The organism is Bacillus sp. LL01, from assembly GCF_001037965.1.
This window is the reverse complement of sequence record NZ_LFEL01000003.1, coordinates 546430-562373: the sequence shown is the minus strand read 5'-3', so window position 1 is coordinate 562373 and position 15944 is coordinate 546430. Positions and strand designations below refer to the sequence as shown.

The 15944-nt window shown below is 41.5% G+C and carries 17 protein-coding genes; all 17 read right to left on the bottom strand.

Annotation, left to right across the window (positions count from 1 at the left end):
- Positions 1-16: 16 nt before the first annotated feature.
- Complete coding sequence (locus AB685_RS12340; protein WP_047970893.1) at positions 17-781, bottom strand: FliA/WhiG family RNA polymerase sigma factor; 765 nt, start codon at positions 779-781, stop codon at positions 17-19.
- 37 nt (positions 782-818) lie between these two features.
- A complete protein-coding gene (locus AB685_RS12335) occupies positions 819-1319 on the bottom strand; it encodes a chemotaxis protein CheD (protein WP_047970892.1) in 501 nt (166 codons plus the stop codon).
- On the bottom strand, positions 1319-1945 hold the full coding sequence (locus AB685_RS12330; RefSeq protein WP_047970891.1) for a chemotaxis protein CheC: 627 nt from the start codon (positions 1943-1945) through the stop codon (positions 1319-1321). The genes AB685_RS12335 and AB685_RS12330 overlap by 1 nt, the downstream gene beginning before the upstream one ends.
- 10 nt (positions 1946-1955) lie before the next feature.
- Entirely contained in the window at positions 1956-2405 is a 450-nt protein-coding gene (locus tag AB685_RS12325; RefSeq protein ID WP_047970890.1) for a chemotaxis protein CheW, read from the bottom strand.
- Between the two features lie 198 nt (positions 2406-2603).
- Positions 2604-4637 carry a chemotaxis protein CheA gene (locus AB685_RS12320; RefSeq protein ID WP_047970889.1) on the bottom strand — a complete coding sequence of 678 codons (2034 nt, stop codon included), beginning with the start codon at positions 4635-4637 and terminating at the stop codon, positions 2604-2606.
- 11 nt (positions 4638-4648) lie between these two features.
- Positions 4649-5731, bottom strand: coding sequence for a chemotaxis response regulator protein-glutamate methylesterase (locus AB685_RS12315; protein WP_047970888.1), 1083 nt, complete (start codon positions 5729-5731; stop codon positions 4649-4651).
- Positions 5732-5758: 27 nt separating this feature from the next.
- A complete protein-coding gene (locus tag AB685_RS12310; RefSeq protein WP_047970887.1) occupies positions 5759-6634 on the bottom strand; it encodes a MinD/ParA family protein in 876 nt (291 codons plus the stop codon).
- Entirely contained in the window at positions 6631-7776 is a 1146-nt protein-coding gene (gene flhF, locus AB685_RS12305; RefSeq protein ID WP_047970886.1) for a flagellar biosynthesis protein FlhF, read from the bottom strand. Before flhF ends, AB685_RS12310 begins: the two co-directional genes overlap by 4 nt.
- Positions 7773-9812, bottom strand: coding sequence for a flagellar biosynthesis protein FlhA (flhA, locus tag AB685_RS12300; protein ID WP_047970885.1), 2040 nt, complete (start codon positions 9810-9812; stop codon positions 7773-7775). The genes flhF and flhA overlap by 4 nt, the downstream gene beginning before the upstream one ends.
- A 30-nt stretch (positions 9813-9842) precedes the next feature.
- Entirely contained in the window at positions 9843-10931 is a 1089-nt protein-coding gene (gene flhB, locus AB685_RS12295) for a flagellar biosynthesis protein FlhB (RefSeq protein WP_047970884.1), read from the bottom strand.
- On the bottom strand, positions 10932-11708 hold the full coding sequence (gene fliR, locus AB685_RS12290; protein WP_047970883.1) for a flagellar biosynthetic protein FliR: 777 nt from the start codon (positions 11706-11708) through the stop codon (positions 10932-10934).
- A gap of 4 nt (positions 11709-11712) precedes the next feature.
- Complete coding sequence (gene fliQ / locus AB685_RS12285; protein ID WP_010193366.1) at positions 11713-11982, bottom strand: flagellar biosynthesis protein FliQ; 270 nt, start codon at positions 11980-11982, stop codon at positions 11713-11715.
- Positions 11983-11995: 13 nt separating this feature from the next.
- Entirely contained in the window at positions 11996-12661 is a 666-nt protein-coding gene (gene fliP / locus AB685_RS12280) for a flagellar type III secretion system pore protein FliP (protein WP_047970882.1), read from the bottom strand.
- Complete coding sequence (locus tag AB685_RS12275; protein WP_047970881.1) at positions 12658-13329, bottom strand: flagellar biosynthetic protein FliO; 672 nt, start codon at positions 13327-13329, stop codon at positions 12658-12660. The genes fliP and AB685_RS12275 overlap by 4 nt, the downstream gene beginning before the upstream one ends.
- 11 nt (positions 13330-13340) lie before the next feature.
- The gene (locus AB685_RS12270; protein ID WP_047970880.1) at positions 13341-13703 is read right to left on the bottom strand and encodes a response regulator; all 363 of its coding nucleotides are present in this window, start codon (positions 13701-13703) and stop codon (positions 13341-13343) included.
- An 18-nt stretch (positions 13704-13721) separates the two neighbouring features.
- The gene (gene fliY, locus AB685_RS12265) at positions 13722-14948 is read right to left on the bottom strand and encodes a flagellar motor switch phosphatase FliY (protein ID WP_047970879.1); all 1227 of its coding nucleotides are present in this window, start codon (positions 14946-14948) and stop codon (positions 13722-13724) included.
- Positions 14938-15936: a flagellar motor switch protein FliM gene (fliM, locus tag AB685_RS12260; protein WP_047970878.1), complete on the bottom strand. Its 999-nt coding sequence runs from the start codon at positions 15934-15936 to the stop codon at positions 14938-14940. The genes fliY and fliM overlap by 11 nt, the downstream gene beginning before the upstream one ends.
- Positions 15937-15944 lie beyond the last annotated feature (8 nt).

Sequence of the window (15944 nt, the reverse complement as noted above, 5' to 3'; positions counted from 1 at the left end):
CGACTACGATTCCAGTTTACCAAGCGGGCTCCAATTGTTTCCTTAACTTGAAGATCGCTTTTGAATGAATTTGGGATATCCGGGATGTGGTAAGTCCCAATACCTGTCCGATTTCTGTTAGTGTCAACTCTTCTTTATAGAACAAACTGATAACAATTTGCTCATTCTCTGTCAAATTTTCAATCTGATGGATAAGCTGATTAATCGCTTCGGACTTGATCAGTTCCTCCTCAGGAGATATCGTCTTTTCGTCCTTGAGAACAAAGGCGCCTTGAGAAACTTCATCGTTCTCTTTGGGCATTTCATCCATGGAAAGGATATTGGAATAGAACACCTCGTGCAGGATGGCTGCTACATCTTCTTCAGGCATATCGAGGTGCTCTGCCACTTCCTCGAGTGTCGCATTCCTCATCAGGCTTTGTTCAAGTTTCTCCAAGGTTGACTCTATTCGTTTAGCCTTCTCCCTTACACTTCTTGGGAGCCAATCTTCTTTTCTTAATCCATCTATGATCGATCCTCTGATTCTGAAAGAAGCGTATGTATCAAACTTCAAATCTCTTGAAGGATCAAATTTTTCAATCGCATCAAACAACCCGACAAATGCCAAGCTCTTCAATTCCTCCCTTTTTACACTTTTGGGAAGACCGGTAGAGATCCGTTGTACATGGTATTGAACTAGAGGCATATATTTCCTTACAAGAAAATCTCCGGCATCCGGATCTTTTTTTGTTTTCCATAGATTCCAATAGACGGAATCATTCTTTGAAGTTGAAGTAGTCATGGCTTTCCTCCTTATATAATCCTAAGACCGAAAGCAGTTAGATGTAACGAATACCTTTATTTACTGTTTTAATCATCATTTTTCCATTTTCCGGATTAAACTCTATGGTTCTCCCGTTGTTTCCCCCGCAATCTTCGCTAATCAGAGGAATATGCAAGGCTGACAATTTTTCTTTCACCGCTTCCACATTTCTCGGGCCGATTCTCATCATTTCGCTGCTTGCGCTGCTGAACTGAAACATCTGTGCTCCACCTGCTATTTTGGCTTTCATGCTGTAGGGCTTTATCCCCTTAAGAAGAAGGTTGTCCACAAGGTGCACGATTCCCGTATCTGCATATTTGTCCACATTTATGGCTGACAGTCGGGACAGACTTGAATCCGGCAGCATCACATGGACCATTCCCGCAATTTTTGTAGAGAGATCATAAATTACCACCCCGACACAGGACCCCAGACCTGAAGTGCGAATAAGTCGCGGTGCCTTCACAATACCCATTTCTGCAATACCGACTTTAACGACAGTTTCTAATTCGAGCATTATTTTTCACCCAGAGCTGCCAGTATTTTCTCAAACGAATCAGGATATGGAATGAGGAAAAAATGGCCTTTAGTCTTCTCAACTAGATTATCAGTCGTTTCAGTCAATTCTGTATCAATGAAAATGGATTGGTCACTGACCTGGGAGATTTCTAAGAGTCCCGTTACAACTATGGCCCCCACCATATCTATGGTAACCTGCGGGACGGAAGGTGTTACTGCTAACCCGATACTTTCTGATAACGCAGTCAAATAGTGAGCTGAGATAATATTTCCAACCTCTTGAAGAGCTGAAAGGCCAAGTTCATGGAAAGGAAGGTCTTTCTCGCTCAACTCAGTGCCTTGTATCAGTTGATTGACCAGTTTAGTGGCATCATCAATTGAAAGAACAAAAAACAAACTGCCCGACAACTCTCCTTCCATTCGTAAGAAAACAGCAGCAACAGGCCTATCAGACCCTCCCATAAGGTCCATCATTTCGTTAAACGAAACGATTCTTGCGAGTGGAACATTCATATTTATCTCTTTATTTAGTAGCTGGGATAACGCGGTTGCAGCATTACCTGCGCCTATGTTTCCCAATTCTTTAAGTAGATCCAGTTCATTCAGTTTCTCTTTATTATTCATTATTTTGTCCTCAACCTTTGAGTTTTTCAAGCTGAAGAACTTCATCCAGATCAAGACATACGAAGAGCCTTTTGTCGATCTTCACAACACCTTGTACATACTTGTTCTCAACAGACCCGATGACATCCGGCGCAGGCTCTATTGTGTCTTTCGTAATATCCACTACGTCATTTGCTGCATCCACAATAAATCCAACCTCTAGATCTTCCACAACGGTAATGATCATTCGGGAAGATTCTGTCGGGGATTTTTCCTCCAAATCAAAACGGGAACGCAGATCCACTATTGGAGTGATGACCCCTCTAAGATTTATAACACCTTTAATGTGATGTGGGACATTTGGTACACGCGTAATTGGCATCATTTTTTCTATGGAACGAACTTGCTGAACAGGGATGGCGTATTCTTCGCCTTTGAGTTCGAATATGATGAGCTTCATTTTTTGTGCGGTTTCCTGCATCTGTAATCCCCTCCTATCTTTTTAAACACCGCTGTTGATTTCCGCAATGCCTTCGCTTTCCGCGGGGCGACCTTGAGCCTCCTCGGGCTTTGCCCTGCGGGGTCTCAAGATTGTCGCTACTCCCCCGCTGGAGTCTTCGCCATCCGTACCAATCAACAGCTATACTATTGCTAAAATCAACAAAATCATTTAACCAAGTTATTTTATCAAGGCATTACAATCTATAATAAGTGCAACTTGGCCATCTCCTAGGATTGTTGCGCCGCTTATAGCAAAGGTGGAGCTGAGATATTGCCCTAATGCTTTAAGGACGACTTCCTGCTGGCCAATAAAAGAGTCCACAACCAGTGCTGCTATTTTCTCTCCTTTTTTAACGAGAACAAGAGAATAAAAATCTGGTTTGTTTTCTTTCAATTTTTCAACCTGGAACACTTTGTCCAAATATATTACCGGTACTATTTTTCCTCTAAAATCGATTACTTCCTGGTTATGTGCCGTTAGAATCTCTTCCTTCTTTATGATGGCAGTTTCAATGATAGAAGATAAGGGAATGGCATATTTTTCATTTTCAATCTCTGTCAATAAAACGGAAATGATTGAAAGAGTTAACGGAAGTTGGATGGAAAATGTCGTTCCGGCCCCTTCCACTGAATCAATAGTGATTCTTCCTCCCAGTGACTCGATGGTGTTTTTCACTACGTCAAGACCAACTCCACGACCAGATATGTCGGAAATAACTTCTGCAGTGGAGAAACCGGACGATAGAATTAATTGATACACTTCCTGATCGCTCAGCCTTTCTGCGTCCTGTTGCGAAATGATCCCTTTGCTCATCGCCTTATTGAGCACCTTCACTCTGGATATACCTGCGCCATTATCCAAGATTTCAATAAAAACATGATTCCCGCTATGGTATGCCTTCAGCGTGATTTTACCTTCCTCCGTCTTACCTTTTGCCATTCGCACGTCAGGAGTTTCGATACCATGGTCTATTGCGTTACGTAATAGATGGACCAAAGGATCGCCTATTTCATCCATCACAGTCCTATCAAGCTCCGTTTCGGCCCCTAAGATATCGATATCCACTTTTTTACCCAAATCTCTGGCTAATTGCCTTACCATTCTAGGGAAACGGTTAAAGACCGTTTCGATTTGAACCATCCGCATGTTCAAAATGATGTTCTGAAGGTCATTGGATATCCGCGACATTCTTTCCACCGTTTCAATCAGTTCCGTTTCATTAAGATCCTTGGAGATCTGTTCAAGTCTCCCTCTATCGATTACAAGTTCTTCAAAGAGATTCATCAAACCGTCGAGACGCTCGATGCTTACCCGGATAGTTTTATTGGAAATGGCAGATCCTTTGGAGTTACTGACCTTTTCTTCCTTTTTCTCTATCGTGGCAACTGCTGTAGCTGCTTCTTCTTGTGCAGACAAAACCTCGTGGACTGCATTTTCAGCTTGGCTATCTGATTCGGCACTTGATAGGGATTTAGTATCCAGCTTTTTTATTTTTACAAAATCAAGTTCCGAAACTTTCATAATTTTAGCTTCTATGCTTTTTTCATCTTCTTTCGCCACCATCGTAATTTGGAAGCTGTGGTCAAATTTCTCCTCTTCTAGCATATCCACGGACGGGTTGGATTTAATTACTTCCCCAATCCCTTCCACTACCTCAAACACCATGAATACTCTGGCAGCCTTTAGGAGGCAGTCCTGTCTGAGAGTGACGGTAACCTCATACGGAAAGTAGCCCTGTTCCTCAGATTGTTGCAATATGGTAAGTTCATAGGAGTCGTACGTGTTTTCAGCCCCAGGTTTCACCTCAGAGGATGCTTGAGGAGAATAATCTTCCCCTTTCTCAATTTTGATAAGAAGGGCTACCACTTCTTTCACATCTTTTTTACCGTCTCCACCATTGGAAATGGAAATGACCATTTCTTCCAGGTATTCAACAGAACGAAAAACAATATCCAAAAGGTTTGAAGTAACATTCAATTTACTATTACGGATAAGATCAAGTACATTCTCCATTTGGTGAGTCAAACTGGCAAGGTCTTCATATCCCATTGTTGCGGACATTCCTTTAAGGGTGTGAGCTGACCGAAAGATTTCGTTTACAATTTCAATGTTGGCAGGCTGTTTCTCCAACTCTAAAAGTTGATTATTGATTGTTTGCAAATGCTCCTTGCTCTCTTCTAAAAAAATATCTAAATATTGGTTTAAGTCCATTCATTGCACCCCTATGACAATATGTATTGTTGAATCCTTTGCGCAACATCGTCTAAATGAAGCACTTCATCTACAAAACCTGTCTGTATTGCAGCTCTCGGCATTCCGAACACAATAGAAGAATCCTCTGATTCGGCAAGGGCTAGAGAACCCTCCACTCCCTTTTCCTTCAAATGCTTTAGACCTTCAGAGCCATCACTGCCCATTCCTGTAAGGATTACCGCAATCTTTTGATAGTTTTCTAAATTGCTGATGGAAGAAAACAATGTGTCTACAGATGGGCGATGACCTTTAAGCGGAGGGGAATCATGAAGTTGTATTATCATCTTCCCGCCTTTTTTTACTACTTCCATATGGAAATCTCCAGGTGCAATATATGCTGTTCCTTCTTCGACTCTTTGATTGTGCACTGCTTCCACCACGCTTATTTCGCTCATGGTATCCAGCCGGTTTGCCAGTGATTTTGTAAAATGCCTTGGCATATGCTGTACGATAAAAACAGGAGCCGGAAAAGACTTCGGAAGTTTTGTTAGTAAGGTTTGCAGAGCCCTTGGTCCACCGGTAGATGTACCTATACAAACTACCGAACCGATAATGTTGCTAGGTTTTTCCAATAGGTCTATTTTACTATATTTCTTTTTAGGGGACAGTGTTTTTTCTGCTTTTTTGCTTTCAAGCTTAAAAGACGCTAAGTTTGACTTGGATGCAAGAAGAATTTTCTTTATCAATTCTTCTTTTACTTTGTGAATGTCCAGTGATATTGCACCTGATGGCTTGGCTACAAAATCCACTGCTCCCTGTTCCATGGCAATGATCGTGTTCAAAGACCCTTCTGAAGTTGTACTGGAAAGCATGATAGTTGGTACTGGGTGATCTTCCATTATTTTTTTCAAAGCTTGCAACCCATTCATTCGAGGCATCTCTACATCCAACGTGACCACATCAGGTGAATACTCATGAATTTTTTCCAATGCCTCTATCCCATTTTTCGCGGTTGCCACCACCTCAATCAGTGGATGCTTCTCCAGTAGATCCGATAACAACTTTCGCATGAAGATGGAATCATCTGTTATTAGAACTTTCACTTTTTTCATATTAAACGTCTTCCTCTCCCTTTCAAGCTAACGAAACAGTCGACGCAGCTTTGTCATAAATGTGTAATTGTTCTTGATGGTAAAAGAGTTGCTTTCATTCAGATACCTGGCAGTTAGATTCTCGATTGCCTTACTTGCTTTGCTTGTGGGGTATTTAATTACAAAAGGCGTCTGTTCCATTACAGCCAAAGAGACATGTTTATCGTCAGGTATGAAACCCAAGTGCAAAAGGTCCTTTTGCAGAAATTGTTGCGTGACGGATTGAAGTCTGTCAGCAGTCAATTTGGCATGATCCGGATTCATAGCTCGATTGATGATCAGTTGAAAAGGGATGCCCTGATCATGGTTGTGGATAAATTTCAGGGCAGAGTATGCATCTGTCATCGCAGTAGGCTCACAAGTGGTAACAAGGAAAATTTCATTGCAGGACAAGATCAATTGAAGAGTATCAGTTGTTATGCCCGCTCCCATATCAAAGAGTATATAGTCATATTGATAAGAAAGCTCTTGGAGTTGGGAAAGGAAGTGATTACGTTTCTGTTCATTGAAATGAAAAATATCCTTCAGCCCTGAACCACCTGCAATATACGATAAGCCTTCTGGTCCATTTTGAATGATTTCATCCATGGTGAGACCTGATTCAAACAGGTGGATGATGCTATATCTTTGTGTGGTCCCCAATAAAATATCAATATTGGCCATCCCGATATCCATATCAAACAATAAAACTTTGTAGCCTTTCTTCTGAAGAGTCAAAGAAAAGTTAAGGGACCAATTCGACTTTCCCACTCCACCTTTTCCGCTCATGACCGCAATGGCCTTTGCTTCTTTTTTGTTTGTAGAGAGTTGCGTCTCCCTTGCTTGGATCACTTGTTCTCTTAGTAATCTTGCTTGATCATTCATTCTTGTAATTCCTCAACAACTGAGCTCACCATCAGCTCTCTCGAATATGGGATAAGATCCTCCGGTACATTTTGACCATCCGTCACAAATGCTGTCCCTTTTTTGTACATTCTCGAAATACTGTACATGGCAGTGCATGAAGTGGTTTCATCTTTTTTGGTGAAAATGAACTTATGTATTCCCACATTCCAGAACTGGTCGATGATTTTCTTCATGTCAGCAAGTTTGGATGTAAGGGATAATACTAGAAAGGTTGTCATTTCCTCTTGAAAATCCAGAACTTCTTTCAACTCGTCCACAAATTGTCCATTAAGAAAATTTCGGCCGGCCGTATCAATAAATACGACATCCAAGTTAGCAAAGTTGGCTTTAGCAGATTTAAAATCCTCGGCCGAATAGCATACCTCAATAGGTGCTTCTAGTATGTTTGCATACGTTTTTAATTGCTCGATTGCCGCGATCCGGTAGGTGTCCGTTGTGATGAAACCGATCGATTTCCCCTGCTTCAGAGAGGCGTTTGCAGCAAGCTTTGCAAGTGTTGTCGTCTTCCCTACACCTGTCGGCCCAACCAGGCAGACAAATTTCTTCTTAAAAGTGTTCTCCTCAAAACTGATACCTTCTAATGAGTGAAATAACTCCTTTTCAATCAGTTCTAACACCGATTTAAAATTCAACGATTTCTTTTCAAGCCATTTAAGGTAGACATTTTCCATTATCTCTTCAGAATAGGTCACACCAATGTCGCTTTGAGCCAACTTTTCTTCCAGTTGATGAAAAAAATCTGGAAGGGCAGGGTCTCTATGATTTCCCTTTGTCATACTCTTCATCATTTTTTTCATTTCCTGGATACTGTCCAACACCTGGTCTTGTTCCAATTTTTGACGAGGACTTTGATTATCAATCGGATGCACTTTTAATTCTCTGACGTTATATAAATCATCATACTTTGTATTTACGATTGGCTTTGGCATATCTTCATCGACAGCCGCAATCACTTCCACACTATTTTTTGAAAAAAGACCAAAGAATTTAGTTGTTTTCACGGCTTTGGAGTTGAGAATGACAGCTTCATCCCCTAACTCCATCCGGACCAGCTGCATGGCTTCCTGTATATTCTCCGCCTTGTATTTTTTCACTTTCATCCTTCCACATTCACCACCCCTATGCTTTGCACTTCTATGCTTGCTTCCAATTCATTGTAGGATAGAACAGGGACCTGCGGGAGATATCTATCCAACAACTGCTTGACGTACATCCTTACCGCAGGGGAACATAAAAGGATTGGTGTCTGTTCATAGACCGAGAACTGTTCCATCTGCTCTCCCACCTTTTGGACAATTTCCATGGATACATTGGGATCCAGTGATAAAAAGTTGCCGTGTTCAGTTTGCTGAATATGATCCGCTATGAGCTTTTCCACTCTTCCTGCCAAAGTAACTACCTTAAAGGATTCGTTGCCTACTACATATTGATTGGTGATCTGTTTGCTTAGAGCCTGCCTCACATATTCTGTCAACAGGTCGGTATCCGCCGACATTTTCCCATAGTCTGCCAAAGTTTCGAAAATAATCGGAAGATTACGTATCGAAACATTTTCCTTTAACAGCTTGGCCAGCACCTTTTGGACATCACCGATAGATAGTGGAGATGGTGTTACTTCCTCCACCAGGATTGGAGTGCTTTCTTTCAGATGATCCACCAGCTGTTTCGTTTCTTGTCTTCCAAGAAGTTCATAAGCATGCTGTTTCATTTTCTCCGTTATATGTGTGGATACAACAGATGGAGGATCTACCACCGTATATCCGTACATCTCCGCTTCATCTTTCATATCATCACTTATCCATTTTGCAGGCAACCCAAATGAAGGTTCAATCGTATCGATACCTTCGATACTGTCTTCCTCCATACCAGGGCTCATTGCCAGATAGTGATCGAGCAGCAGTTCCCCTTTTGCCACTTCATTGCCTTTGATTTTCAAACGGTATTCGTTAGGCTGAAGCTGAATATTATCACGGATGCGGACGACCGGGATGACTAAACCAAGCTCAAGGGCAAGTTGACGCCTAATCATGACAATTCTGTCGAGCAAGTCGCCACCTTGCTTAGAGTCAGCCAACGGTATCAACCCATACCCGAATTCGAATTCAACCGGATCTACTGATAACAAGTTTACGACACTGTCCGGACTACGGAGTTCGTCGGTAACCACTTCCTCCTCCGTCTCCTCTTCCACATACACATCCTCTTTCTGCTTCTTGCCAATCATATACGCTCCTACAATGATAAGAGTTGCAACAGGTGCTGTGAGCAATGGTCCAATCGGAGTGGCAATGCCCAAGAGCAGAATGGTTATCCCTGCGACATAAAGCATTTGCGGATAAGCAAATAGCTGTCTCGTGATATCTCCACCAAGATTACCCTCTGATGCCGCTCTAGTTACGACAATACCTGTTGCTGTAGCAATCAATAAAGCTGGAATCTGAGAAACAATCCCGTCCCCTACAGTAAGCAAGGTGAACTTCTGAGCCGACTCTCCAAAACTTAATCCCATCTGTGCCATCCCGATGACAATACCGAAAATGACATTGATGAAGACGATAATGATTCCAGCAATGGCATCCCCTTTTACAAATTTACTTGCCCCGTCCATGGCTCCATAGAAGTCAGCTTCTTTGGCAATCTTCTCGCGCCTTTCTTTTGCAGCCTGTTCGGAAATCATTCCTGCGTTCAGATCTGCATCAATACTCATCTGTTTTCCAGGCATGGCATCCAATGTGAAGCGGGCAGCAACCTCCGAAACACGTTCAGCACCCTTGGTAATAACAACGAACTGAATAACCACCAAGATGATAAAGACTACAAGTCCAACTACCACATTTCCACCAACCACGAATGTTCCAAACGTTTCTACAACAGTACCCGCAGTACCTTCACTAAGAATGGATCTTGTCGTAGAAACGTTTAGACCTAATCGATACAGTGTCAGTAGTAAAAGCAAGGAAGGGAAAATGGCGAATTGCAATGGCTCCTGAATATTCATGGTTGTCAAAAGGACAATCAGTGCAAGGGAGATATTAATAATGATAAAAATACTTAGCATCCAAGGATAAAAAGGAATAATTAGCATGGCAATAATTAGGATGACACTAAGTAAAACGGATAAATCTCTTATTGACATAGATTACTATCTCTCCTTTTCTTTCACCTATCATTTCACGTGATTTTGCAACCGATAGACATATGCCAAAATTTCTGCAACCGCCTGGAAGAATTCTTCCGGAATGGCGTTTCCTATTTCAGCCTGGCTATAAAGTGCTCTAGCAAGCGGTTTATTCTCTACTGTAACGACATTATGTTCCTTTGCCTTATCTTTAATTTTTTTAGCAATAAAATCTACACCTTTTGCAAGAACAATTGGTGCATCACCTTTTGTTTCATCATATTTCAACGCAATGGCATAGTGAGTTGGATTTGTTATGATGACATCGGCCTGTGGCACATCCTGCATCATGCGCTGCATCGCCATTTCACGTTGCTTCTGCTTGATTTTGGATTTGATAAGCGGGTCCCCTTCCGCCTTTTTGTACTCATCCTTCACATCATGCTTGGACATTCTGATGTTTTTCTCGTAGTCGAATTTCTGATAAAAGTAATCAAAAATGGACAAAAACAGCAATGCTCCACCTGCAAAAAGACCCATCCGAACAGTCAGGGCTCCTAAAAAAGCAAATGCCTCGTGAATGTTTTTTTGCGAAAGGATCAGGATTTCTTCAAGGCTCATCCAGAGAATGGAAAAGGTGATGATTCCGACAAAGACGATTTTCAGCATTGATTTAACAAATTCAACGATGGCACGAACCGAATAGATCCGTTTGAACCCTTGAATGGGGTCGAGCTTGTTAAGTTTCATATGAATAGCTTCCGTTGAAAACAAAGGCCCTACCTGAAGATAGTTTGCTATGATTGCACCCAAGATGGCAGCTAGCATAATCGGGCCGATTATCCAAATCAACTGCATGATCAGCTCCAAGAAAATCATATGCACTCTGTCGATTGTCACTTCCTCCAACATATAAATTTGAAAGGACTGAACAAACAGTGTCATAATCTCACCTTTCATCCACGGACCGATGGCAAGCAAACATAGGAATACTGCTATTAACACAAAGGCGGTATTAACATCTGCACTTTTTGCAACCTGGCCTTTCTTCCTTGTATCCTGCTTCTTTTTTGGTGTGGCTTTCTCCGTTTTTTCACCGGAGAAATATTGTAGGTCCAACCTCACCCATTTTGTCATCTAGAAACCTCCAAGCAACTCCATTAAACCTCTCATCGTATGTAGCATCAATTCAAAGAGTTTATAAAAAAGCGTAAAAAGTATGGTCAAAGAAAAAATGATGGTAGTAAAACTTACGCCAATCTTCAAAGGAAGCCCAACAACAAACACATTTAATTGGGGAACTGTCCGGGCAACTATACCTAATGCGACATCCACTAAAAAAAGGACTCCCACAATGGGTATGGCAAGTTGAAGTGCAATAATAAACATGGAATTGACTGTTTTTAGGACAAATTCGAAAAGCCCTTCATCCCCAAGCGGCAACCAAGCCTGCGTAATGGAAATAAATTCATAGCTGTAAAAGATTCCATCCATCATCAAATGGTGGCCGTTTACAGCCAAGAGAAGCAGCATAGCGAACATATAGAAGAATTGTCCGATAATGGGACTTTGCACTCCTGTTTGAGGATCAATGACATTTGCAATCGCAAATCCCATTTGAAAGTCAATGAATCCACCTGCAATCTGGATGGCTGTCAGTACCATATAAGCGACAAGGCCAATCAGCAAGCCCACCATCAACTCTTTCATTACCAACAGGATATATGCCCCATCAATTCCTATGATCGGCAGGTCCAACGAAAAAGACATGACAAGCGCAAAGAAAAATCCAAAACCCACTTTAAAAGTGGAAGGAACATTCCGATAAGAAAAGAGTGGAAGCGTCACAAAAAACGCGGTAATTCTAGTCAACACCAATAAAAACGCCGGAAAATAGTTCATCCATTCCAGCATGAGACTAACTCACATACCGGTGAATATTATTGAAAATTTCCAAGGCGTAGGAAAGCATGTTGGATAGCATCCATGGACCAAATACAACCAATCCCACCAACACCGCTACAATTTTCGGAATAAAAGCAAGCGTCTGCTCTTGGATCTGGGTGGTTGCTTGAAAAATACTTACGATTAAGCCCACAACTAAAGCCAGTATCAGAAGAGGTGCGCTGATCAAAAGGATAGTATATACTCCTCGTTCTGCCATTGATATTACAAATTCCGGGCTCATTTTTACACCTCATTCAAAATGTTTGCAATAAAGATTTCACAATCAGATACCAACCATCCACCAACACAAACAACAGAATCTTAAACGGCAATGAGATCATCACTGGTGGAAGCATCATCATCCCCATACTCATCAGCACACTTGCCACAACCATATCGATGACAAGAAACGGAATGAAAATCATGAAGCCGATTTGAAAGGCCGTTTTCAATTCACTGATCGCAAATGCAGGAACAAGAACTGTTAGAGGGATATCCTCAATGCTTTCAGGTCTCTCCATCCCAGCATAATCGATAAAAAGAGCCAAATCCTTTTGTCTCGTATGTTTGCTCATAAATTCCTTTAACGGTATACTTGCCTGCTCATACGCTTCATCCAACGTGATTTCCTCGTTGAAGAGGGGCTGAAGCGCTTGGTCATTCACTTGTGCGAAGGTTGGTGCCATTATAAAAAAAGTCAAAAACAATGCAAGTCCTATTAAGACCTGGTTTGGAGGCATTGATTGGGTTGCCAGCGACGTCCTCACAAAGGAAAGGACAATAATTATCCGTGTAAAACTCGTCATCAGAATCAGAATGGCTGGTGCAAGTGAAAAAACAGTCAATAATAATAGAAGCTGTACAGACGTGGAGACTGTGGATGCTTCATTTCCACTGAAAAGTTCCATAAATTCCGTCATTGTCCATGCCCCTTCTTATCATCCATCTCGTTCATCTTCTTTTGGCGATCTTTTGAGAGTTGACCTAGCTGATCTTGTAAAAGAGTGGAAAATGCTGAGTGGTTCTTTGTTTTCTTCGTTTCTTTGAACTTTTTCACCAAACCTGATATCTTATCGGAATTGATAGTCATATTCTCTGAACGATCCCGGTAGGATTGAATCAGTTGTTCTCGTTCCTCTTCATCCGTGATTTCCTTGAGAAGATTGATGGAGTCTCCCACACCAACAACCAATACACTGTTTCCCACCTTAACGAGTTGAAGAGACTTATTGTTTCCTAGATTTGTTCCTCCAATATTCTCAACCGACCGTCCGCTGTCCATTTTATTCCTGCTGTTAATAAGCTTTAATGCACCGTAAAGGAGTGCCAACACAAAAAGCAGCGCAAAGATCATTTTTACGAAGTCAAAAATGGACACAGAGGGCGGTTTTTGCTCCAATATAACTTGTTCTTCTTGAGAAGGAGTGTCCGTGTCCCTGTCAGACTGATCAGATTGTGGTTCTTGGTCCTGTAATTGGTTATATACGCTGTCATTCAGACCTTCTTTTTCGTTTGCATTGCCTGAAATGGGCAATACAAACAGAAAAATCACCACTAGTAAAATACGTATTATCTTGTTAGCATACAAAACTGACACCTCTACGAAAGAGTTTTGTGGATAGCTTCAATAACTCGATCCGCTTGGAATGGTTTTACGATGAAGTCTTTCGCACCTGCCTGGATTGCATCAATTACCATTGCTTGCTGCCCCATCGCAGAACACATGATAACTTTTGCATTTGGATTAATCGCCTTTATTTCTTTTAAAGCAGTGATTCCATCCATTTCAGGCATGGTAATGTCCATTGTAACCAGGTCAGGATGGTGCTCCTTGAATTTTTCGACTGCCTGTACCCCATCTGCAGCTTCTCCTACAACCTCATATCCATTTTTGGTAAGGATATCTTTAATCATCATTCTCATAAATGCGGCATCGTCTACTATTAAAATTCTTTTACTCATGTCAATTCCTCCTAGGATCTATCGAAGTTTTCTGATTCTATCTGTTTGACTTACAATATCTGTTACTCTTACTCCAAAACTCTCGTCAATCACTACCACTTCGCCTTGTGCGATAAGTTTGTTATTGACAAGAATATCAACCGGTTCCCCAGCAAGTTTGTCCAGTTCAATAATGGAGCCTGTTGACAATTCTAGGATATCTTTGACAGCACGCTTTGTTCTTCCAAGTTCTACAGTAACTTGAAGAGGTATATCCAAGAGCATACTCAAGTTATTCGGTTCAGAATCTTCCACAGCTGTTGTTTCAAAGTTGGAGAAAACGGCAGGCTGTACATTCACAGAAGGCTGCTGTTTAGAAGAAGCGTTAGATCTTGCTTGGCCACCAGCATAAGCATGCTCTCTTGTAGGAGCGTTGTCATATGATACATGCTCCCCTTCTTGGTGGTACTGTGAAGTAGGAGCTACTTGGTTATGCTCTTCATAGATTGCCGCTGCAGTTTGGTTCTTCACAGCTTCTGCCTCTTGCTTTTTCGTTACTGGAATTTGATCTGAGTCGTCGTTATGATGCAACAGCTCTTCCACCAGCTTTTTGGCAAAAGGATACGGAAGAATCTGCATGATAGATGAATCGATCAAACTTCCGATTTTAATTGAAAATGCCACTTTGATCAGTAATTCATCTTCAGGCATTTCTGCAGCACCATCACCTGCTTTGAAATCGATCAGCATCACAGATGGTGGAGAAATATCTATCTTCTTTGCGAATACAGTAGACATGGAAGTGGCTGCTGAACCCATCATCTGATTCATCGCTTCATGGACCGCACTCAGGTGTATTTCGTCAAAGTCAGATTGAGGGTTTTCCCCTGTCCCTCCAAGCATCAAATCTGCAATGATGGCTGCATCCTTTTGTTCCACCACCAGAATGTTTGATCCACTGAAACCTTCCGTATAACTTACACGTATGGCGACATACGGATCAGGGAACTCACTTTCCAATCGCTTCTTTTCCACTAATGTGACTTTAGGTGTTGTAATTTGGACTTTTTGATTCAACAAAGTTGATAATGCAGTTGCCGAACTTCCAAATGATATATTCCCAATTTCACCAAGTGCATCTTGTTCTAATGTAGATAGATATTCTTCTATTTTATGATCAATAAAGAGGGGTTCCTCATCGCTGCTATCTGTTCCTCGAAGCAAGGCATCTATCTCATCTTGAGATAACATTCCATCACTCATCATCCTCGTAACCCTCCTTAATTTTTTCTATAATCTGTACGGCCATGTTTTTCTTCACCTGACCCACCTGAGCATAAAAACTAGGCTTTTTATCCACTTTGACATATATCGGCTCATCTATTTTCTGGTGCAAAGGAAGTACATCCCCAATACTAATGTTCAAAAGGTCTGAAAAAGATATTTCCGAATTCCCCAATTCTGCTGTTACCGTTAGAGTAGTTGCCCTTACAACTTTTTCTAAGGTTTCCACTTCATGATCTTGGCGGACTTTGTTCTTATCTTCCATCCAGTAGTGCGCAGATAATTTCGGAATGACCGGTTCCAATACGACATGTGGAATGCAGATATTAATCATCCCTGTCACTTCACCGATTGTAATATTCATGGAAATGACTATTACTGTTTCGTTCGGGGAAACCAACTGAAGAAATTGAGGATTCACTTCTAAATCCGACAAAAAGGGTTGAATCTCAATCACTGAATCCCACGCTTCCCCGAAGTTTTCAATTGCCCCTTCAAAGAGGGTGGTCATCAGTCTGGTCTCAATTTCTGTTAAGCTGTCCACTTTGTTGACACCTGACCCTTTACCGCCGAGTTGTCTATCAAGCATGGCATATGCAATTGTAGGATTTATTTCAAGCACTACTCTTCCTTCAAGTGGGGTCACTTCAAATACATTCAGAATGGTCATTTTCGGTATAGACCGAATGAACTCTTCATAAGGTAGCTGATCGACAGATGCCACATTGATTTGTATGTAGGTCCGGAGTTGAGCTGAGAAATAGGTAGTTAATAACCTAGCAAAGTTTTCATGTATCCTTGTCAAGTTTCTTATTTGATCTTTGGAAAATCGAAGAGCCCGTTTAAAGTCATAGATCTTCACTTTTTTCTCCTGATTTTCCCTTTTCAGTTCCTCGGCGTTCATTTCGCCTGTTGAAAGGGCTGAAAGAAGCGCGTCGATTTCACTTTGTGACATTACTTCTGTAGACAAATCCACCA